This is a genomic window from Brucella sp. (genome assembly GCF_032066345.1).
Classification (GTDB): domain Bacteria; phylum Pseudomonadota; class Alphaproteobacteria; order Rhizobiales; family Rhizobiaceae; genus Brucella; species Brucella pseudogrignonensis.
Genome location: NZ_DAMBKZ010000022.1, coordinates 55137 through 76080 on the forward strand (window position 1 = coordinate 55137; position 20944 = coordinate 76080).

Sequence of the window (20944 nt, forward strand, 5' to 3'; positions counted from 1 at the left end):
TTTGGGTGTGTGAAATGCTTACCAATGCAAATTAAGCGCCGTCTAATGACAAATTTGACTCAATCAAGCCCGAATGATTCATTTCTGTTATGCTTTTTAAAAAAGCGTTTATTATCAATTATATAAGATATTAATGTGCTTCATTTATGCATTCTTTAGCTGCACAACTCAATTGGTTTTCAACCTTTGATTAGTAAATCTCATGACGAACTCGCAGTGCCTTCGTGAAAGCGGCACCGTCTTCGTTAGCGTACTTACGCGCCTTCGCAAAGATGAAACTCTTGAAGCTAAATTGGTCTGGTTGTCGTGCGTCCCGCCTCTTTCAATATGCTGAATACGCTCGAACGACCAACGCCTGTCGCACTGATTATCTCAGCGACTGACTTACCCTCGTCTTTCATGCAAATGATTGTATCAGCTTCCCTTTGCGCTGTCGGTGCGCGTCCTTTGTATTTGCCTTCAGCCTTCGCCGCAGCAATACCTTCGCGTTGACGTTCCAGCATAAGTTCACGCTCAAACTCAGCAATAGACCCTAAAAGGTTCACCATAAGCTTGCCCGTGGGCGTACCTGTATCGAGGTTCATAGCGAGGATGCGCAATCCCACGCCTTTGCTGTGTAGCTTTGACGTAATGTCAACCAAGTCAGCAACAGAACGCGCTAGTCGGTCTAGCTTAGTGACAATGAATGTGTCGCCTTCGCGTAGGTGTTCAAGGGCGCGTTGAAGTTCAGTGCGCTTGGCATCCTTTGCCGAGGTCTGTTCGCTGAATATACGGTCGCACCCTGCTGCTGTGAGGTCGCGTTCCTGAGCCGCAAGCCCCGCCCTTTGGTCTGTGGTCGATGTGCGCGCATAACCTACAAGCTGACCTCTATAGGTGGCGACATTGTTGCTGTGTGCTGCGTCCATTATAAGCCCCATAAGTCCAAATAGAATTTAAAGACCTATCGGACACTTAGTCCATTAAGTCAATACCCATTCTTATTGGACTAGAAAGACGTGCCGCCTGTGAGTCCAACTAGACCAAGCGCTGTCGGACTAAACAAACACCATGATGTAAACCTTATCGCGTGGGATGCATAAGAACACCCAACAACTACCACCCGCTAAGGTAGCACCAATAACTTCTAAGAAAGAGACGCAATTACCTAACTGGGAGGTAGCTCGAAGGGCATAGGGGGATTTCACCTTCTGTATCTTTCGAGTTCGACCTCTCAGATTTTTTAGTTATTTTGAAAGCTGCCAAACAAACGGAGCACAGCTTGAACGCAACTCTCTCAGCAGCTAAAAAGCTTCCCAATTACATTTGGGACTAGCTATGTGGAAATGGGCAAAATAGACACTTTTGTGGACGTCTGACGGGAAATTGAATGCTCGTATTTTTTGTTTTTTTTGGCCGGAGATAGCGATCAAATATGAACCAGACTACCGAAGACTTAGGCTTGACACCATCAGAACGCTATCTTGGAAACCTTTGTCGGAATTCTTTTCTGAGTTTGTGGAGCTATCCGAACCCTTATACCGACCGAGGCATTGGTGAAAGCAGCCGCCAAGGGAAAGAACTCTGCGACCTGCTGGTTGTATTCGGAAAGCATGTCATAATTTTCTCGGATAAGTCATGTGAGTTTCCAAATACCGGGGACGTTAATGTTGATTGGCGTCGATGGTACAAGAAAGCGATAGATAAATCTGCACAGCAGATACATGGCGCCGAAAAATGGATAAGGGATTTTCCAGACCGAGTATATCTGGACAAAATGTGCTCTCAAAAGTTTCCGTTCTCACTCCTAGATAAGGGCGGCCTTATATTCCATAGGATCGTTGTGGCAACCGGGGCTTCCGGAAGGTGTGAGTCATTCTTCGGGCTTGGAAGTCGAGGAAGCTTAATGCTCTCCCCAAGCTTATCGGATCGAGACCATTACTCAGATCATGAGCTTGGTGGCCCCTTCCGCATTGGTCGTGTAAACTCGCAGAAAGGTTTCGTTCACGTATTTGACGAGGTTTCACTAGACATAGTCATGACCGAGTTGGACACAATCACCGATTTTGTGAACTATTTGTCTGAAAAGGAAAAATTCCTCGCCCAAGACAAAGTACTCTTCTGCCCCGGCGAGGAGGACTTACTTGGTTTCTACCTGAACAACATGAGCCAGAATGGGGAACCGTCATTCGATCTCAACGGCGTTGAGATAGAGGAGGGTCAGAAGATCTTTATATCAGAGGAGCAATGGGACTACTACAGATCGAGCGAATTCCGGAAAATGCGTTTGGCTCTGGCGAAAGATGGTCTTTTTATTGATCGTCTAATTGAGCATTTCACTTCGTACGTTCGGGAAGGGACGCTGGCCTACGGAAATGAAGCGGGTTTAACTGGGAATGAGCGCAACCTAAGATTTCTGGCGGCAGAGCCGAGAATTCAACGTGCATTAATGGCGAACGCTATCAATCAAAAAATTACGACCACGCCTAGAAATGTTCGAACTAGCATCTTCATGCCTTCGAGTAATGAACGCACAATTTTCTTCTTTCTGCTATTTCCGAAAGAGGCATCTTGGAGCCGCAAACGATACCGCAAAGAGAGACAGGCAGCGCTGACAGCGTACGCTCACGTAATCAGATTTAAATCCCCAAACGTAGATTTTGTCTACGGACTAGCGACTGAACCGGGCACATCAAGCAGCGCAAGATCAGAAGACCTAATGAGCTTCGATTTCACGGGGTGGAGTGAAGAAGAGGATGAAGAAGCTCAAATTCTGCAAAAGAAACTAGATATACTCGTTGATTACTCCGAGCGAAGTCTGCTGTTCGATCCGCCAAATACCTACAGACCAGATTTAGCAAAGGGAAACAGGAAAGAGCGGCGGCGGTTAAAGGCGCTAAAACGTGGCGGTCGCTTGAATTGACGTCAGCACACTAAGTTGGTACACAGGCAAGCAATATCGTCGGGAATTACTAAACGTTTTCAATGGATAATTAAGCGTTTTGCAGACTTCGAGTCTCTCATCGCCCACCATATTTTCCAATCACTTAGATCGAAAATATGAAGTTTACTTTAGGTTCAATAAACCTCGCCTGGCCCTGTAGACCAACAATCCTCTAAAAAGTTTTTCTCTCAAAATTCGTCGAGTGTGCGAAGCGACCTTCGCCGGTAGTTTGCGTGCTATTCTTCGTTAAGAATGTGCATATGCGCGGACAATCCAAGCAAACATGCTCGTAGCATCAACGTCGGTAGATGAGCTGGTCGATCTTCGCCCTTGAAGTACTGTGCGCGTATTCAATCGAATTTTACGCAACAAAAAAGGCCGGGGCAAAAATGCACCGACCTTCCTGATCATCAATGTCTACCAGTGCCAGTACATCCGTGGTCAAAAGCTTGAATTGATGAAGGCTATTGCGAGCGACAGACGCGTTCCAGCGCTCATCAGCAATGCCTATAAACAGAGGTATAAGAGAGCATTGTGTTCAAAGAAAGTCCGCTTGCTGAAAAATCACATTCTTTGATCCCGCTTCAATAAAGCGCCGGCTCCAAGGCACGCGATAATCAGCAACCCGCCGATTCCATAAGCCAGAACATCGAGCCAATCCGGCGTTGCCCCCAGAATGATCCGCAGCGCTCTGTTGCTGATCTCAATACCGAATACTTTGGACAGATATTGCCCGGCCTCAACCGCCACACCTACAAAAAATGCCGCCAGAGCCAACAAAACTCGGTTTCCGTCAAGCACCGTACGGAATGCAAAATAGACGAAGATTACAGCAATAACATCGCCTAAGAAGCTTCTTATCCAGCCAAGACCAGCGCCTGCGGTCGCCAACAGCAAAAGACCAAAGAAGATCATGATCGTGATGACCAGCGCCGATTTCGAAAATTTGAACTGCACCAAAGCTTCCTAACAGCGGGACGACGGACGTGTATTTCAGCCTGAAACGATAGAATCGAAATCTACCATTCCGGCAAAGCGTGCAGCGCGGACTTTGCCGAACTTGCTTTCATCAACAACCAGATGTTTCTGGAGCGCGCGCTGCATCGCCATCTGCTTTACCGGCACTTCATGAAAATGGGAGCAGGTTACTCCGTGTTGCTCATCAACACCGCCTGCCGACAAGAAAGCCTTGTTGATATTGACGCGCTTGAGAACTTCGATGCCTTCATCACTTGAGAAAGACGCGGCTTCCGGGTGGTAAACCCCACCGAGCACGATGAGCCGGACATCATCCCGGCGCGACAGAATCTCGGCGATATTCAGTGAATAACAGACCACGGTGATGTGCTGGTTTTGCGGTATTTGCTGCGCGAGATATGGCGTTGTGGTGCCACAATCGATAAAAACGGTGTCATGCGCTTCTATAAGTGCTGCAGCTGCCGCGCAGGCCTGCGCTTTTGCATTGGCATGGCAATCTTTTTCAAGATCAAAGACATAATCGCTGCCGTTACCGTTATCCTGCACAGGAATAATGTAACCACCCAAACAATTGAGCGGCCCGGAATCTGTCCCGATATCGCGGCGAATTGTCATTTCCGAAACGCCCAGCCGCGTTGCCGCGTCGCGAAGACGCAGCACTCCCGCTTCCTCAACAAGAGCCGCAAGTTCGGCAATCCGTTCGTCTTTACGACTGATCCTGCTCACTGATTCCCCATTTCGGTTGCGGTTCACCCCCGTTTAGCTTGCCACATCAATTGGTGCAATTGCGATGGTGCATACTTGACAGGTCAAACAGAAATATGAAACGATCCAAACATAATGATCGGATTATAACATTATAGTTCGCATTATCGGGAGGATCTGACAATAGGAATTTGCAGCAGGCCACAACGCTTCAGGCAGCCTGCGCCAAGAAAGAGGAATTTGCGACTTATCCAGTGTTGATGGTCGCAATGGAGGAGACACTGGTGTCAGCAGCAGTCTGCAAAGCATCAGCGTAAAAATCAGTAGTCACCAATCTCGCCTGCGCGGAAGCGCTTTTGGCGGGGGCTATTCGTTTCCAGGGAGGAAATACCGGTGAAGAAGTTTATCGCGTCTATGGCTATTGCCGCGTCTGTTACGATGTCTGTTGCCGTGCCACATGCTTTTGCGGAAGGCGTCGTCGATACGTCCAAAATCAATAAAGACCTGATCACGACGGCAAACGACAAGAAATACACGATCGCGACAGTTGTGAAGGTTGACGGCATTGCCTGGTTCGACCGTATGCGTGACGGCGTTGAGCAGTTCAAGGCCGATACCGGCAATGACGTCTGGATGGTTGGTCCAAGTCAGGCAGATGCGGCCGCCCAGGTACAGATCGTCGAAAACCTTATTGCACAAGGCGTTGACGCTATTGCCATTGTTCCATTTTCGGTTGAAGCGGTGGAACCAGTCTTGAAGAAAGCACGTGATCGCGGCATCGTCGTTATCAGCCACGAAGCGTCCAATATTCAAAACGTCGACTATGACATTGAAGCTTTCGACAATAAGGCCTACGGCGCCAACCTTATGAAGGAACTCGGCAAGTCGATGGGCGGCAAGGGCAAATATGTTGCTACCGTCGGCAGCCTGACCTCAAAGTCACAGATGGATTGGATCGACGGTGCTATTGAGTACCAGAAGGCCAATTTCCCGGAAATGTCGCAGGCAACTGAACGCCTTGAAACCTATGACGATGCAAATACCGATTACACCAAGCTTAAAGAAGCGATGACCGCCTATCCGGACATCACCGGCATTCTCGGCGCTCCAATGCCGACTTCTGCTGGTGCTGGCCGCCTGATTGCTGAAGGTGGCCTCAAGGGCAAGGTATTCTTCGCTGGCACCGGTCTTGTGTCGGTTGCCGGTGAATACATCAAGAATGACGATGTTCAGTATATTCAGTTCTGGGACCCGGCAGTTGCTGGCTATGCCATGAACATGCTGGCCGTTGCAGCCCTTGAAAAGAAGAATGAGCAAATCAAGGCTGGCCTCAATCTCGGTCTGCCTGGCTATGAAAGCCTGATCGCTCCCGACGCTTCCAAGCCAAACCTGCTCTACGGCGCAGGCTGGGTCGGCGTGACCAAGGAAAACATGGATCAGTACGATTTCTAATCGTTGCTGAACAGGAGAAAGAGGCCCCCGCCTCTTTCTCCCCATTCCATCTGCATTTGCAGCCTTGCACGAGGCCTCTATGACTGAAAATCTGATCGAATTGCGCCATATCGGGAAGCGCTTTGGCGGCGTGAAAGCGCTGGACGACGTGTCCTTTGCCATCAAGCCCGGCGAAATTCACTGCCTTGCCGGCGAAAACGGCTCTGGCAAATCCACTGTAATCAAGATCATGTCCGGTGTTTACACACCCGAAGACGGCGAAATTCTGATCGACGGCAAGACGGTCGGCAAGCTCGATCCTGTCAAATCCGTACATCATGGCATTCAGGTGATTTATCAGGATTTCTCGCTGTTCGGGAACCTGACGGTCGCGGAGAATCTCGCGATCAATACATTTCTCATGGAAGGTCGTAAGGCTGTCGATTGGAAGCGCGTGCGCGAACTTGCGCAGCAGGCTCTTGATCGTCTCGGCGTTCAGATGGATCTGGATGCCGAAGTGGACAGCCTGCCAACATCCGGCAAGCAGATCGTTGCAATAGCGCGCGCCGTTATGGCTGATGCGCGGCTTCTGATCATGGATGAACCAACCACCGCGCTTACCAGACATGAAGTCGACGCGCTGTTCAAGATCGTGCGCGATATTCAGGCACAGGGCATCGCCGTACTGTTCGTCAGCCACAAGATGCGCGAAATGCTGGAAATCAGCGAGCGGCTGACTGTTTTCCGCAACGGCAAGAAAGTCGCGGAAGGCCCGATTAACGAATTTGACGAACCGGCGATTACCCGCGCCATGACCGGTCAGGAACTGACGGCACACAGCTACCAATGGGTTGCCCGTGAAGGCGCCACCAGTGTCCCGAGCCTTGAGGTCGACAATCTCTCCGTTCCCGGTTCGGTGGAAAAAGCCAGCCTCACGCTTCATGCAGGCGAGATTGTTGGCATTTCCGGCCTGATCGGTTCCGGCCGTACCGAGCTCGCATTAGCCCTCTTCGGAATGAAGCCTGACTTTACCGGTAATATGCGGATCGACGGCAAGCCCGTTCATCCCAAAACCGTGCAGGAAGGTATTGCCTGCGGCGTTGCTTATGTGCCGGAAGATCGTCTTACGGAAGGGCTGTTCCTCACCCAGTCGATTGAGCGCAATATCATTGTGACGTCGATTGAGAAATTCGTACGCGGCTTGTTCATCAATCGCAAAAAGGCAGATGCGACGACGCGCGATATGTTTTCGGCAATGAATATTGTTGCGCCCGGCCCGCATACACCCGTCAACCATCTCTCCGGCGGCAACGCGCAACGCGTTGTGTTGGCGCGATGGCTTTTGACTGGCGCTAAAATCCTGATCCTCAACGGGCCAACGGTTGGCGTTGATGTGGGTTCAAAGGCTCAGATTCACAACATCATCCGCAAACTCGCACAGGATGAAGGTCTGGCCGTTCTGATGATTTCCGATGATGTGCCGGAGCTGGTTCAAAACTGCAATCGTGTACTGGTGATGCATCGTGGACGTTTCGTCGATGAACTCTCCGGTGAAAACATGACAGAAGACGCCGTCAATGACCGGCTCAAGACATTGAATTGAGGAACCGGCACATGAAATTCTTTCGCAGTACCGAATTCATCATTGCCTGTGTGCTTCTCGCCGCAATGATTATCATTGGTCTTATCAACCCCACCTTCTGGTCACTGGATAATATTTTCGGGCTTCTACGTTCCAATGTCGTGATCGGCATCATGGCACTTGGCGTTCTGCTGGTGATGATTTCCGGCGGCATCGACGTGTCGTTTACGGCCTTTGCTATTGCGGCAATGTATCTGACCGTCCGCGCTATGGTTTACCTGGGCTATGATGGTGTATTCATTCCGTTTGTCGCGGCAACGTTGATCGGCTTGTTGCTCGGTGCCTTTAACGGCTTCATCATCCACCGCTTCAAGATGATCCCGCTGATCGTGACGCTCGGCACCGGCTCCATTGTGCGCGGCCTTGTGCTAGGTCTCGTTGGCACCAGCATCGTCAATATCAACAAGATGCCAAAAGAGCTGATCGAGTTTGGCAAGACGGACGTAATTTCGCTCACCTCAGCTTCCGGTACAGCCTTTGGTCTTACCGCGATGTTCCTCGTCTATCTCACGCTTGCATTGCTGATCCACCTGATCCTCAGCCATACGATGATCGGACGCAGTGTTTATGCCTATGGCGGCTCGCCGGAAGCCGCAAAGCGCGTCGGCTTCAACACGCGCCGCACGATCTTCTTCGTTTATTGCGTGGCGGGTGCCTTGGCAGGTTTTGCGGGGCTGCTGCATTCATCCATGATCTGGCTTGCCAATCCGCGTGATTTTGTAGGCCTCGAACTCGATGTGATCGCAGCCGTAGTTCTCGGTGGCGCGTCGATTTTCGGTGGTCGCGGAACAGTGCTTGGCACACTCATGGGCGTCTTCATGCTCGTGATGGTCAAAAACTCGCTCATCATCATGAAGGTCGATACCACATGGCAGCGTGTCGTTGTGGGCCTCATTATCATCGCAGCAACCGCCATCACGGCGTGGCGCGATCGCAAAAGCATCGCCTGAAGGGAGAAAGCGACATGAAACAGTCTTTCGACATGCGCCGCATCCTTGGCGGAGACAACAATATCATCCAACTCGTCGTTATTACCGTGCTTGTGTTTGCGCTGATGACCTGGATGAACCCGGACAAGTTTCTGCGTTACTACAACTTTGAATCAATCAGCTACATCATGCCGGAGCTGGGCATTCTTTCCATCGCCATGATGATTGCGATGTTGACGGGCGGCATTGATCTTTCGGTGGTCGGCATTGCCAATCTGGCGGGTATCGTCGCTGGCGTCTATTTCCACTCATCCATGGTGCAGGCAGCCCAGACTTCAGGCTCTGGAATGTTGTTCTACACTGTCATTGGTATCCTGCTTGCGATACTTATCGGGCTTCTATCAGGCCTTGTGAACGGGCTGCTGATCGCCAAGCTGCGCATAACTCCGATCCTCGCAACACTTGGCACAGGCCAGGTTCTGATGGGACTGGCACTGGTGCTTACCGGTGGGCCTGCCATCGTTGGTTTCCCGGATGCTTGGAACTGGGTAGGCAATGGCAAGATCATGGGCATCGCCACGCCTTTCCTTCTATTCATCGTGGTCTGCATTCTCGTCGGAATTTTGCTGACCCGCACCACGCTTGGTATCAATCTGATGCTGATCGGCACCAACCCGCGCGCAGCCGTGTTTGCTGGCATCCGCAAAGAACGCATGATCCTTTATTCCTACATGCTGACAGGCGTTCTAGCCTCGCTTGCGGGGATCATTTTGTCGGGACGTACCAATGCGGCTAAATCGGATTATGGCGCATCCTATCTGTTGCAAGCGGTTTTGATCGCCGTGCTTGGCGGCACGAATCCGGCTGGTGGCAAAGGGCGCGTGCTGGGCATCGCCATCGCGCTGATCGCTCTCATGCTTCTTTCCTCCGGTTTTCAGATGATGCGGTTCTCCAATCACCTGATCGACTTCATCTGGGGTGCGTTCCTCATCCTCGTCATAGCGATCAATGCTTCGCGCAATCAAGGCAGGTGATCCCAAATGCAGGATATTGAATTTCATCTTCGTCGTCAGGACTTTGTCGAACAGCCGCATGTCATTGCCAGTGCAGACGGGCTGAGTGTGACGGCATTTCGTTATCCAAGCGGTATCGAAGCTCTGCTGATCGAAAACGAGCGCGGCAATATCATCGTGCTTCCATTCATGGGGCAGATGGTATGGGGCGCAGAGTTCGACGGCATTGACCTCACCATGGGCAACAGCTTCTCCATGCCGCGCCCGGCAACCACCATCGTCGAGACTTATGGATGCTTTGCTTTTCACAGCGGAATCTTGCGCAATGGTTGCCCTTCGCCGCAGGATAATCACCTTCTGCATGGTGAAATGGCCTGCGCAAAGATGGACAAGGCAGGGCTTTTATTCGGCACCGATGAACATGGCAGCTTTGTCGAAGTCACTGGCGAATATGAATATGTCATGGGCTTTGGCGCGCATTATCTCGCGCGGCCAAGCGTTCGGCTTCATGCGAAGGAAACGATCTTCGACATCACCATGGATGTTGAAAACCTGTCATCGGCTCCGATGGAGCTGATGTATATGTGCCACGTCAATTTCGCCTATGACGAAGACGCGCGCATTGTGCAGCCGGTCGCCTTTACACCGGATCAGGTGCAGGTGCGCACAGCCGTTCCGGGCCATGTGACACCCAATGACGATTACCTCTCCTTGATTGATGAACTGGCCGCAGATCCTTCCGTGATGGAAGTGCTCGATGAGCCGGAACGCTACGATCCCGAGCAGGTTTTCTATATTCGTGGCTTGCCAACCGATGCCGATGGCAAGACGCATCAGATGATGAAGCTTGCCGATGGCGACGGCTTTGCGATCTCCTATCCGGTTGAGGCTTTCCCGAAAACCGTGCGCTGGATTCTCGTCAACGGTGATGCGCAGGTTGCAGCCTTTGCCCTGCCATCCACTTGCGAGCCGGAAGGCTATCTCGCCGAAAAAGCCAAGAACAATGTGCGGATACTGGCGTCGGGTGAGCGCGCCATCTTCCCCGTGCGCGTTGGCTATCTCGATCAGCCTGCCGCCGAACAGTTTGAAGCCAAGATCAGGGCACTCTGAAATTTCAAAGGAACTTCTCATGACCAGAAAGATCGGAGTGGTTGGCTCCAACATGGTGGATCTCATCACCTATGTGAACCGTATGCCTGGCCCCGGCGAAACGCTTGAAGCGCCAACGTTCGAAATTGGCTGCGGCGGCAAGGGGGCAAATCAGGCTGTTGCAGCTGCACGCCTCGGTGCCGACGTGATGATGGTAACGCGCGTTGGCGACGACGTCTTTGCCGATAATACGATCCGCAATCTCAATAGCTTTGGCGTCGATACGCGACACGTTCTCAAAGTACCGGGCAAGTCGAGCGGTGTAGCCCCTATCTTTGTCGAACCTTCAGGCGAAAACTCAATCCTGATCGTAAAAGGTGCAAATGCAGACCTCCTGCCCGCCGAAGTCGACAAGGCAGCCGATGATCTGAAGGAATGCGGCCTGATCCTCATGCAGATGGAAGTGCCGGTCGAGACCGTCTACCACACAATCGCTTTTGCCGCTGAAAATGGCATCGAAACCATTTTGAACCCCGCACCTGCGGCGGCTGATCTTGATCCGGAGCGTATCCGGCAAGTGACCTTCCTCGTGCCCAACGAGAGCGAGCTTGCTCTTTTGTCTGGCCTTCCGACCAGCACGGATAATGAGATTGTCGTTGCCGCCCGCTCGTTGATTGCGCGCGGTATCCGCACGGTCATCGTGACACTGGGCGGACGTGGCGCACGCATGATTACCGCAACTGAGATCGTCAATATCCCGCCGGTCAAAGTCACACCGAAAGATACGACAGGCGCAGGCGATGCTTTTATCGGCTCGTTTGCACGCTTTTATGCAGAGACCGGCGATGTGGAAGCAGCCCTTCGCAAAGCCTCCCTTTATGCCGCTCATTCCATCACCCGACCCGGCACTCAAAAGGCTTATGCCAGTGCCGATGAATTTGAAACGTTCTGCCGTGACCACGCGCCTTTGATCGAACGCGCCTAAGTGCTCTTGAACGTCAACAAACCTCACAGACGGACAATACAATGACCGAAACCCTTCCCCGCAATAATGGCACGCCGCTCAAGCCTGAATGGTTTGAAGATGTTGTCGTGAACCGCAGCGCCTCGGAACGTCGCGCTGCAACGTTGCCAGCGCGACGTTCGATCAAGAAAGAATATCAGGCAGCATGGCTTATTCGTGCAATCCAGTGCATCGACCTGACGACGCTCGCCGGTGATGATACTGCCGGACGCGTGCGCAGGCTTTGTGCCAAAGCGCGCCGCCCCGTGCGCGATGACATTCTTGAAGCCCTCGGCCTGCTTGATGCAGGCATAACCACCGGCGCAGTCTGCGTTTATCCGACCATGGTATCCCATGCAGTCAAAGCACTTGAGGGCTCCGGCATTCCCGTAGCCTCTGTGGCAACAGGTTTTCCGGCGGGCCTGACACCTTTGCCATTGCGCCTTGCAGAAATCACTTATGCGGTTGAGCAAGGTGCGCACGAAATCGACATCGTCATTACCCGCGAGCATGTGCTGACACAAAACTGGTCCGCGCTTTATGACGAAATTGCCGCCATGCGCGAAGCCTGCGGCGATGCCCATATGAAGGCCATTCTCGCAACCGGTGATCTCAACACGCTCACCAATGTTTATCGCGCTTCGATGGTTGCGATGCAGGCGGGTTCTGATTTCATCAAGACCTCAACCGGCAAGGAAGATGTCAACGCGACGCTGCCCGTCAGCCTTACCATGGTGCGGGCACTGCGGGATTACGGCGAGTTATCCGGGCAGATCGTCGGGTTCAAGCCTGCCGGTGGTCTCAAGACCGCCAAGGACGCGCTCGCTTGGCTCACACTCATGAAAGAAGAACTCGGCAATCGCTGGCTTGAACCCGACCTTTTCCGCATCGGCGCATCATCAATGCTCGGCGATATTGAACGACAATTAGAGCACTTCGTGACCGGACGCTATTCGAGCGCCAATCGTCACGCCGCTGCTTAAACTTGGCATTTCGCATTCTCCTACGCAAACGCTCACGCAGTTTTGCTGGAAATGCTCGTAAGGAACATAAAATGCGACCCATCAAGGATATTCTGAAGACCATGGAATATGGACCTTCCCCTGAAGCCAACGGCGATGTGAAGCAGTGGCTGGAACAGCATGGCCATTCTTTCGGTCATTATATCAACGGCGCTTTCGTCAAACCGGAAGGCCGCAAAACCATTGCCGTGGCCAATCCTGCCAATGGTGACAAGCTTGCGGAGATCACGCTTGGAACGCAGGAAGACGTCGATCAGGCTGTGAAAGCTGCGCGTGGTGCATTTGGCAAGTGGTCAAAGCTATCCGGCCATGAACGTGCAAAATATCTTTATGCAATCGCCCGCCATATCCAGAAGCGCGAACGCTTCCTCTCGGTTCTGGAAACCATGGATAATGGCAAACCGCTGCGTGAAACCCGCGACATTGATATTCCGCTGGCAGTTCGTCATTTCTACCATCATGCCGGTTGGGCGGAAATGGTTGAAGATGAGTTCAAGGGCTTCTCGCCGGTTGGCGTTTGTGGTCAGGTGATCCCTTGGAACTTCCCATTGTTGATGCTGGCGTGGAAGATCGCACCGGCCTTGGCTGCTGGCAATACAGTTGTGTTGAAGCCTGCTGATCTCACACCACTGACCGCTATTGCCTTTACAGAAATCTGCCACGAAGTTGGCCTGCCTGCCGGTGTAGTCAATATCGTGCAGGGCGATGGCACCACGGGTGCGAGCGTCTGCGGTCATGACGGCGTCGACAAGGTTGCTTTCACCGGCTCGACACAAGTGGGCCGCATCATCCGCGAACAGATTGCAGGTTCCGGCAAGAAGCTCTCGCTGGAGCTTGGTGGCAAATCGCCCTTCATCGTATTTGAAGATGCTGATCTCGATGCCGCTGTTGAAGGTGTCGTCGACGCCATCTGGTTTAATCAAGGCGAAGTCTGCTGCGCGGGTTCACGCCTTCTGGTGCAGGAAGGTATTGCCGATCGCTTCTATACCAAGCTGAAAAAGCGGCTTGAAAGCCTGCGCGTCGGTGATCCGCTCGACAAATCTACCGATGTTGGTGCCATTGTCTCGCCTACTCAAGTGAAACGCATATCCGATCTGATCCGGAAAGGTATCGAGGAAGGTGGCCAACTCTGGCAGACACCAAATCCGCTGCCTGCCAAGGGTAATTACATTGCGCCTGGTTTTTTCACTGAGGTCGATCAGGCGGCAACGGTCTGCCAGGTGGAAATCTTCGGACCAATCGCCGCCGCCACAACATTCCGCACTCCAGATGAGGCTGTGGTACTCGCCAACAATACGCGTTACGGCCTTGCCGCATCCATCTGGTCAGAGAACATCAATGTTGCGCTTGATCTCGCAGCTCGCGTGAAGGCCGGTGTTGTCTGGATCAACTGCACCAATATGCTGGATGCAGGCGCAGGCTTTGGTGGCTATCGCGAAAGCGGATACGGCCGTGAAGGCGCACGCGAAGGCCTTTACGAGTATCTTGCAGCCGATTGGGAAATGACGCTGACTTCTCCAAAGGCTGTCGAAAGCTTTGTACCGTCTGCGGCGCCATCAGGTGAAGACAAGATCGTCATCGATGGCATTGACCGTACGATGAAGAACTATATTGGCGGCAAGCAGGCTCGTCCTGATGGTGGTTATAGCTATTCGGTTACAGGCAAAGGCGGCGCAGTTATCGGTCAGGCTGGCATTGGCAACCGCAAAGATATCCGCAATGCGGTTGAGGCGGCAGCCAAAGCATCAAGCTGGGGCAGCGCCACCGCCCATAACCGGGCACAGGTGCTTTATTATCTGGGCGAAAACCTCGATGCACGCCGCGACGAATTTGTGGCTCGCATCGTTGAGAGCACTGGTGTCAGCGAAAAGAAAGCTACCGAAGAAGTCGAAGCATCCCTGCGTCGCATTTTCTATTACGCGGCACAGGCCGACAAATTCGACGGCGCGGTACATTCAACCAAGTCGCGTCATGTGACGCTCGCCATGAACGAACCATGGGGTGTGGTGGGCATTGTCTGCCCGGATGAAGCTCCGCTTTTATCGCTTGTTTCTCTCGTTTTGCCTACCATTGCGATGGGTAATCGCGCAGTTGTCGTGCCATCAAGCCGTCATCCACTAATTGCTGGCGATTTCTATCAGGTGCTCGACACTTCGGATGTGCCGGGTGGTGTAATCAACATTGTCACCGGCGAGCGTGATGTCTTGGCCAAGACATTGGCTGAACATGATGAAGTGGCAGCCCTTTGGTACTTCGGTTCTAACGAAGGCAGCGCGATGGTTGAAAAGGCTTCTGCCGGAAATCTCAAGGCCACATGGGTCAGCAATGGCCGCACGCCTAACTGGAACAATACCAGCGAAGCACAAGGTCGCGATTACTTGCGCAGAGCTGTTCAGGTCAAAAACATTTGGGTGCCATACGGCGCTTAAAAAGATAGGCCCGGTCAATCGACCGGGCCTTTCAGTTTCAGACAATCAAGCGGTACTTTCAAAGCCGGATTACATATTCTTTGCGCGTAGTTTCAATAGCGTCCCAGGTACCTTTGAAACCCGGTTGAATAACAAAACTATCGCCTGCTTTAAGCGTGCGTGCTTCACCACCCTCTTCCGTCAGAACCGCGTGGCCTGCCAGAATATGACAAAACTCCCATTCGTCATATTCTACGCGCCATTTTCCGGGTGAGCTCTCCCATATGCCTGCGAACAGCTTGCCGTCGGTACTTTCCTCGAAATTCCACGTAAGAAACCGCGGATTGCCCGAAAGAACGCGCTCCGGCAAAGGAGCGCTTTCTTCTGGTTCCACACCATAGATATCAAAGCTGAGGAATCGGCTCATCGCATCAAACCTTGGCGAGTGCCTGCTCGATATCAGCGATAATGTCATCGGCGTCTTCAATGCCAATGGACAGACGAACAACATCAGGGCCTGCGCCCGCAGCAACCTTCTGTTCGTCAGTCAGCTGACGATGCGTTGTTGATGCCGGGTGAATGACCAGCGAACGCGTGTCACCGATATTGGCCAGAAGCGAGAACAGCTCAAGGCTATCAACAAACTTGACGCCCGCTTCATAACCGCTCTTCAGACCGAAGGTGAAAACCGAGCCAGCGCCCTTCGGAGAATATTTCTGCTGCAGCGCATGATATTTGTCATGCGGAAGTCCCGCATAATTCACCCAGGACACTTTTTCATGCCCATGCAGCCAAGACGCAACCTTCAATGCGTTATCCGCGTGGCGCTGCATACGCAGTGGCAATGTTTCAACGCCTGTCAGGATCTGGAACGCATTGAACGGTGAAATGGCTGGGCCAAAATCGCGCAGACCGAGTACGCGCGCCGCAATGGCAAACGAGATATTGCCAAAGGTCTTGTGCAATTCGAGCCCTGCATAGTCTGGGCGCGGTTCAGTCAGAAGCGGATAATTGCCGGACTTGGCCCAATCAAATGTGCCAGCGTCAACCAGAATGCCCCCCATCGAATTGCCATGACCGCCGATGAATTTGGTCAGCGAATGCACGACGATATCCGCGCCGTGCTCAATCGGGCGCAACAGATAAGGCGATGCCAGCGTGTTATCGACGATCAGTGGCAGACCATGCTTGTGTGCAATTTCGGCAATCGCTTCGATATCGACGACGATTCCACCCGGATTGGCAAAGCTTTCAATGAAGATTGCGCGTGTCTTGCTATCGATCTGCTTTGCGAAATCGGTCGGGTTGGTCGCATCAGCCCAACGAACCTGCCAGCCGAAAGATTTGAACGACTGACCGAACTGGTTGATCGAACCGCCGTAAAGCTGGCGCGCTGCGATGAAATTATCACCCGGCTGCAGCAGTGTATGGAAAACAAGCAGCTGTGCAGCATGACCGGAAGCCGTAGCAACAGCCGCCGTACCACCTTCAAGTGCCGCAATGCGCTCTTCCAGAACGGCTGTGGTTGGGTTTGTGATGCGCGTATAGATATTGCCAAAAGCCTGCAGGCCAAACAGAGATGCGGCATGATCTGCATCGTTAAACACGAAGGATGTGGTCTGATAGATCGGTGTGGCCCGCGCGCCCGTAGTTGGGTCAGGCTTCGCACCTGCGTGCACTGCGAGTGTTTCGATCCCTGGTGAGCGCTTAGACATGAGTTCCTCCTGACAGCCTATGCCAAATAATGTGACCGGACGTTAGGCTTTGCGTGAGAGAAAGCAAAGGAGGAATTTGCTCCCAGCGATACAATTAAAGAAATTAATTCCGTGGTTTACGGTCAACCAATCAGACGCGGGTACTCGATAGCTGGACACCGATCCATCACGACCTTCAAGCCAGCTTCTGCAGCCTTTTTTGCAGCCTCTTCATTCACCACATCAAGCTGTGTCCAAAGAACGGCCGGACGATGTTTTAGGGCGAGAATTTCATCCACAATACCGGGAAGTGAATAGGACGCGCGAAACACGTCCACCATATCAATCGGCTCGTTGATGTCGGCAAGCTCGGCTACGACTTGCTGCCCGTGGATGGTCTTTCCCACCTGCCCCGGATTAACGGGAGTGACGTGATAGCCACGATCCAACAGAAACTTCATGACACCGTGCTCGGCCGCTCCGGTTTTGGCGAAGCACCAAGCAAAGCAATCGTTTTGACGGACTGCAGAATATTGCGAATCTCGTTATCTGAAGACATCTGCATAACGTTCCTCCAATGCCATTCCGGCTTTTATTGTAAGCATACAGAAACACAGGCTTGCAAGACCGGCCGTACTCCCCCTATTTCTTATTGCAAGGGAGAGAAGATGAACATCAGCACTGCACACCATACCGGCTTGAGTCCCATCATGAGCATTGAAGATTTGCAAACCTTCATGGAGCGCGAATTTCCGCAGCTTGGTGAAAGCTTTAAGATCGTCTCGGTCAGTGAAGGTGCTGCGATCATGCATCTTCATGCTGACGAACAACATTTACGCCCGGGCGGCACTGTATCCGGCCCTTCTCTCTTTGCTCTGGCTGATGTGGCGGCTTATGCGGCGATTTTAGGTCATATCGGGCCTGTAGCGCTGGCAGTCACGACCAACCTCAATATCAATTTTCTCCGCAAAGCCGATCCGGGCATAGTCGAAGCCGTGGCACGGATTCTCAAGCTCGGAAAGCGTTTGGCCGTTTTGGATATAAGTCTTACAAGCGCCACAACAGGTGAGCTTATTGCACACGCAACCGCGACTTATTCCATTCCACCACGATAAAAAGATACGGTATTATAATACCAATATCATAAGTCTTTGTTTTTATTGATATTTTAAAAGATTGCGGTAAAAACAGCGCTTGACGGCCCGTCAGAGTTTGTGTATCGACCCGCCCAGCACGTATGGAAGCCCGCTTTTATACGTTCTTACGGTTGGCCGTCGTCACGATTGGTACGACCAACACAAGCAACAAGAAAAGCCCGGATCGCAAGATCGGGGATTAAGTCAAGGAAGACTTCAATGGCAACTTTTTCTCAGAAGCCAGCCGAAGTGGTGAAGAAGTGGATTCTGATCGACGCAGAAGGTCTCGTCGTCGGTCGTCTCGCATCCCTCGTCGCCAATCGCCTGCGCGGTAAGCACAAAGCAACCTTCACCCCGCACGTTGACGATGGCGACAATGTCATCATCATCAATGCAGACAAGGTTGTTCTGACCGGCAAGAAGTACACCGACAAGGTTTACTACTGGCACACTGGCCATCCAGGTGGCATCAAGGAACGTACTGCTCGCCAGATTCTCGAAGGCCGTTTCCCGGAACGCGTTCTTGAAAAGGCTATCGAGCGCATGATCCCACGCGGTCCTCTTGGCCGTCGCCAGATGAAGAACCTGCGCGTTTACGCAGGTGCAGAACATCAGCATGAAGCTCAGCAGCCAGAAGTTCTGGACGTAGCAGCGCTGAACCGCAAGAACAAAGGGAATGCATAATCATGGCTGAGCAGCTCAACTCGCTCGAAGAACTCGGCAGCGTAGCCGCTGAACAGGCCGCTCCGGTTCACGTTCAGAAGATCGACGCTCAGGGCCGCGCTTATGCGACCGGCAAGCGTAAAGACGCGATTGCTCGCGTTTGGGTCAAGCCAGGTTCTGGCAAGATCACAGTCAACGGCAAAGAATTCGCTGCGTACTTCGCACGTCCGGTTCTGCAGATGATCCTGCAGCAGCCAATCGTTGCTTCGAACCGCGCTGGTCAGTTCGACGTTGTCGCAACTGTTGTTGGCGGCGGTCTTTCCGGTCAGGCCGGTGCTGTTCGTCACGGCATCTCCAAGGCACTCACCTACTACGAACCAGGCCTTCGCACGGTTCTCAAGAAGGGTGGCTTCCTTACCCGCGATAGCCGCGTTGTTGAACGTAAGAAGTACGGTAAGGCCAAGGCTCGCCGTTCGTTCCAGTTCTCGAAGCGTTAATACGCTTCAGGCCAGTTCTCGAAGCATTCATATTTATCGCTTTGGAATTATAGAAAAGCGGGCCTTCGGGTCCGCTTTTTTGTTATTGATCGCCGAATTGTAAAGCTGGAAACAATAAATGCCGTCGCAACGCTTCGCTCATACACCCCAACCGCCCTACTTCGTTGTTTCGTTTTCGTCGCAACGCATGGGCGATGATGATGGCTATGGTGAAATGGCCGACCGCATGGCGGAGCTTGCTGCAAAGCAGCCCGGCTATATTGGCGTTGAGAGTGCGCGCGATGCAGAAGGTTTCGGCATCACCAATTCTTTCTGGATCGATGAAGACAGCATCCGCGCGTGGAAGCGCGACGTTGATCATCTCGTGGCGCAAAAGCTTGGCCGTCGGCAGTGGTATGAAACTTATTGCGTTCGCATTGCGCGTGTAGAACGTGCTTACGGGTTTGAAGATAGAGGGCGTCGCACTTAATCGTAATCATTATGATCGCCCCATCTTTTTTGATTTTAAGCATATCGTTATCGGAAAACCGGTTCCCACTTTTCCGCGACATGCTTTAAAACCGCATAAAGCAATCTCCCATTTTGCTTCGTGAAGCGCTATGAGAGTTGAGACACCATCCGGGAGCCGGCCATGCCCTCTAAGACGATTGACCATGCTTTCACCGCTCGCAGCCTGACAAGTGCTGCCACCGACCCCACCCATGCGGGTGTGCTGTCGTTTATGCGGCGTCTTTACAGTAAATCGCTGAAAGGTGCTGAAGCCGTGGTCTGGGGTATTCCGTTCGATGCAGCGGTCTCTAATCGTCCGGGCGCACGGTTTGGTCCGCAGGCCATTCGGCGTGCATCGGCAATTTTCGACAATGATCCGCAATATCCATTCGAGCGCGATCTGTTCGAAGACCTTGCTGTCATCGACTACGGTGATTGCCTGCTTGATTATGGCAATCACTATAAGACGCCAGCTACTATCGAGCGTGAAGCCGCAAAAATCCTCAAATCAGATGCATTTTTGCTAACGCTTGGCGGCGATCATTTCGTGACGTGGCCCCTGCTTAAAGCCCATGCTGCAAAATATGGCCCACTGGCGCTCGTTCAGTTTGACGCACATCAGGATACGTGGTTCGACGATGGCAAACGCATCGATCACGGCTCTTTCGTCGCGCGTGCCGTTCGTGACGGGATTATCGATCCCAAACATTCGATCCAGGTCGGTATTCGCACACACGCGCCGGAAGATTGCGGCATCAAGATCATTTATGGTCACGAAGTCGAGGATATGTCGGCGCAGGCAATTGCTGACGAAATTCTCAAGCGCACCGCTGGCAAGAAGACCTATCTGACTTTCGACATTGATTGCCTCGACCCAGCCTTTGCGCCAGGAACAGGCACACCTGTTGCCGGTGGCCCTTCGTCTGCGAAAATGCTTTCCGTGCTTCGTAAGCTCACTTCGCTTGATTTTGTGGGTGCGGACGTTGTTGAGGTTGCACCGGCTTATGATCATGCTGATATAACGGCAATCGCAGGTGCCACAATCGCAATGTATTATCTTGGATTGCTGGCTGAACAAAAAGCACGACGACGATAGATAAAGCTCAGAAACTGATTCAAGCAGCTGAAAAATCGATTCCGAATACTGATGTAACTTTCTGAAATCTAAAGGCAAAGCGCATGAAACCGAAAATCTTCATCGACGGCGAACACGGCACAACTGGTCTGCAAATCCGCAGCCGCCTTGCCGAGCGCGACGATCTTGAAGTTATTTCCATCCCGGAAGCCGAGCGACGCAACAAGGATTTGCGCGCCGACTATCTGCG

The 20944-nt window shown here is 52.3% G+C and carries 19 protein-coding genes and 2 pseudogenes; 15 read left to right on the forward strand and 6 right to left on the reverse strand.

Going from position 1 to position 20944, the window contains the following annotated elements; translation table 11 throughout:
* Window positions 1-287 precede the first annotated feature (287 nt).
* Complete coding sequence (locus tag RT142_RS20630; RefSeq protein WP_409558595.1) at window positions 288-905, reverse strand: recombinase family protein; 618 nt, start codon at window positions 903-905, stop codon at window positions 288-290.
* A gap of 506 nt (window positions 906-1411) precedes the next feature.
* Between RT142_RS20630 and RT142_RS20635 the strand changes: the two genes are divergently transcribed.
* Window positions 1412-2899, forward strand: a complete 1488-nt coding sequence (locus RT142_RS20635) for a hypothetical protein (protein WP_313031163.1) — start codon at window positions 1412-1414, stop codon at window positions 2897-2899.
* Window positions 2900-3484: 585 nt separating this feature from the next.
* On the opposite strand, the gene RT142_RS20640 is transcribed toward RT142_RS20635, so the two are convergent.
* Complete coding sequence (locus RT142_RS20640) at window positions 3485-3877, reverse strand: DUF2809 domain-containing protein (RefSeq protein ID WP_313031165.1); 393 nt, start codon at window positions 3875-3877, stop codon at window positions 3485-3487.
* A gap of 36 nt (window positions 3878-3913) precedes the next feature.
* The gene (locus RT142_RS20645; protein ID WP_007874534.1) at window positions 3914-4624 is read right to left on the reverse strand and encodes a DeoR/GlpR family DNA-binding transcription regulator; all 711 of its coding nucleotides are present in this window, start codon (window positions 4622-4624) and stop codon (window positions 3914-3916) included.
* Window positions 4625-4996: 372 nt separating this feature from the next.
* Between RT142_RS20645 and RT142_RS20650 the strand changes: the two genes are divergently transcribed.
* The 8 genes from RT142_RS20650 to RT142_RS20685 all read left to right on the forward strand — a co-directional run bounded on the left by RT142_RS20650 (window position 4997) and on the right by RT142_RS20685 (window position 15161).
* Window positions 4997-6055, forward strand: coding sequence for an autoinducer 2 ABC transporter substrate-binding protein (locus tag RT142_RS20650; RefSeq protein ID WP_215776272.1), 1059 nt, complete (start codon window positions 4997-4999; stop codon window positions 6053-6055).
* Between the two features lie 79 nt (window positions 6056-6134).
* Window positions 6135-7637 (forward strand): sugar ABC transporter ATP-binding protein, encoded by a 1503-nt coding sequence (locus RT142_RS20655; protein ID WP_215776271.1) that lies wholly within the window; start codon window positions 6135-6137, stop codon window positions 7635-7637.
* An 11-nt stretch (window positions 7638-7648) separates the two neighbouring features.
* Complete coding sequence (locus tag RT142_RS20660) at window positions 7649-8626, forward strand: ABC transporter permease (protein ID WP_313031171.1); 978 nt, start codon at window positions 7649-7651, stop codon at window positions 8624-8626.
* A gap of 14 nt (window positions 8627-8640) precedes the next feature.
* Window positions 8641-9639 carry an ABC transporter permease gene (locus RT142_RS20665; RefSeq protein WP_007874530.1) on the forward strand — a complete coding sequence of 333 codons (999 nt, stop codon included), beginning with the start codon at window positions 8641-8643 and terminating at the stop codon, window positions 9637-9639.
* 6 nt (window positions 9640-9645) lie between these two features.
* On the forward strand, window positions 9646-10728 hold the full coding sequence (locus tag RT142_RS20670; RefSeq protein WP_112804943.1) for an aldose 1-epimerase family protein: 1083 nt from the start codon (window positions 9646-9648) through the stop codon (window positions 10726-10728).
* Window positions 10729-10747: 19 nt separating this feature from the next.
* Window positions 10748-11692 (forward strand): ribokinase, encoded by a 945-nt coding sequence (rbsK, locus tag RT142_RS20675; protein WP_112804945.1) that lies wholly within the window; start codon window positions 10748-10750, stop codon window positions 11690-11692.
* 41 nt (window positions 11693-11733) lie between these two features.
* Window positions 11734-12693 carry a deoxyribose-phosphate aldolase gene (gene deoC, locus RT142_RS20680; protein ID WP_313031176.1) on the forward strand — a complete coding sequence of 320 codons (960 nt, stop codon included), beginning with the start codon at window positions 11734-11736 and terminating at the stop codon, window positions 12691-12693.
* 71 nt (window positions 12694-12764) lie between these two features.
* Window positions 12765-15161, forward strand: a complete 2397-nt coding sequence (locus RT142_RS20685; RefSeq protein ID WP_313031179.1) for an aldehyde dehydrogenase family protein — start codon at window positions 12765-12767, stop codon at window positions 15159-15161.
* 58 nt (window positions 15162-15219) lie between these two features.
* Here RT142_RS20685 and RT142_RS20690 read toward each other — a convergent pair whose 3' ends face one another.
* The 3 genes and pseudogenes from RT142_RS20690 to RT142_RS20700 all read right to left on the reverse strand — a co-directional run bounded on the left by RT142_RS20690 (window position 15220) and on the right by RT142_RS20700 (window position 17399).
* A complete protein-coding gene (locus RT142_RS20690) occupies window positions 15220-15567 on the reverse strand; it encodes a cupin domain-containing protein (RefSeq protein WP_313031182.1) in 348 nt (115 codons plus the stop codon).
* A gap of 4 nt (window positions 15568-15571) precedes the next feature.
* A complete protein-coding gene (locus RT142_RS20695; RefSeq protein WP_313031183.1) occupies window positions 15572-16855 on the reverse strand; it encodes an O-acetylhomoserine aminocarboxypropyltransferase in 1284 nt (427 codons plus the stop codon).
* A gap of 122 nt (window positions 16856-16977) precedes the next feature.
* A pseudogene (locus tag RT142_RS20700) lies at window positions 16978-17399 on the reverse strand (CoA-binding protein).
* 103 nt (window positions 17400-17502) lie between these two features.
* Between RT142_RS20700 and RT142_RS20705 the strand changes: the two are divergent.
* The 6 genes and pseudogenes from RT142_RS20705 to RT142_RS20730 form a co-directional block, all read left to right on the forward strand.
* Window positions 17503-17949, forward strand: coding sequence for a PaaI family thioesterase (locus tag RT142_RS20705; protein WP_112804952.1), 447 nt, complete (start codon window positions 17503-17505; stop codon window positions 17947-17949).
* A gap of 240 nt (window positions 17950-18189) precedes the next feature.
* Window positions 18190-18654 carry a 50S ribosomal protein L13 gene (gene rplM, locus RT142_RS20710; RefSeq protein ID WP_007874511.1) on the forward strand — a complete coding sequence of 155 codons (465 nt, stop codon included), beginning with the start codon at window positions 18190-18192 and terminating at the stop codon, window positions 18652-18654.
* Window positions 18655-18656: 2 nt separating this feature from the next.
* On the forward strand, window positions 18657-19130 hold the full coding sequence (rpsI, locus tag RT142_RS20715) for a 30S ribosomal protein S9 (RefSeq protein ID WP_064320455.1): 474 nt from the start codon (window positions 18657-18659) through the stop codon (window positions 19128-19130).
* 118 nt (window positions 19131-19248) lie between these two features.
* A complete protein-coding gene (locus RT142_RS20720; RefSeq protein WP_112804954.1) occupies window positions 19249-19599 on the forward strand; it encodes an antibiotic biosynthesis monooxygenase family protein in 351 nt (116 codons plus the stop codon).
* 162 nt (window positions 19600-19761) lie between these two features.
* The gene (gene speB, locus RT142_RS20725) at window positions 19762-20715 is read left to right on the forward strand and encodes an agmatinase (protein ID WP_112804956.1); all 954 of its coding nucleotides are present in this window, start codon (window positions 19762-19764) and stop codon (window positions 20713-20715) included.
* 83 nt (window positions 20716-20798) lie between these two features.
* Window positions 20799-20944, forward strand: a pseudogene (locus tag RT142_RS20730) (N-acetyl-gamma-glutamyl-phosphate reductase); the annotation flags it as partial.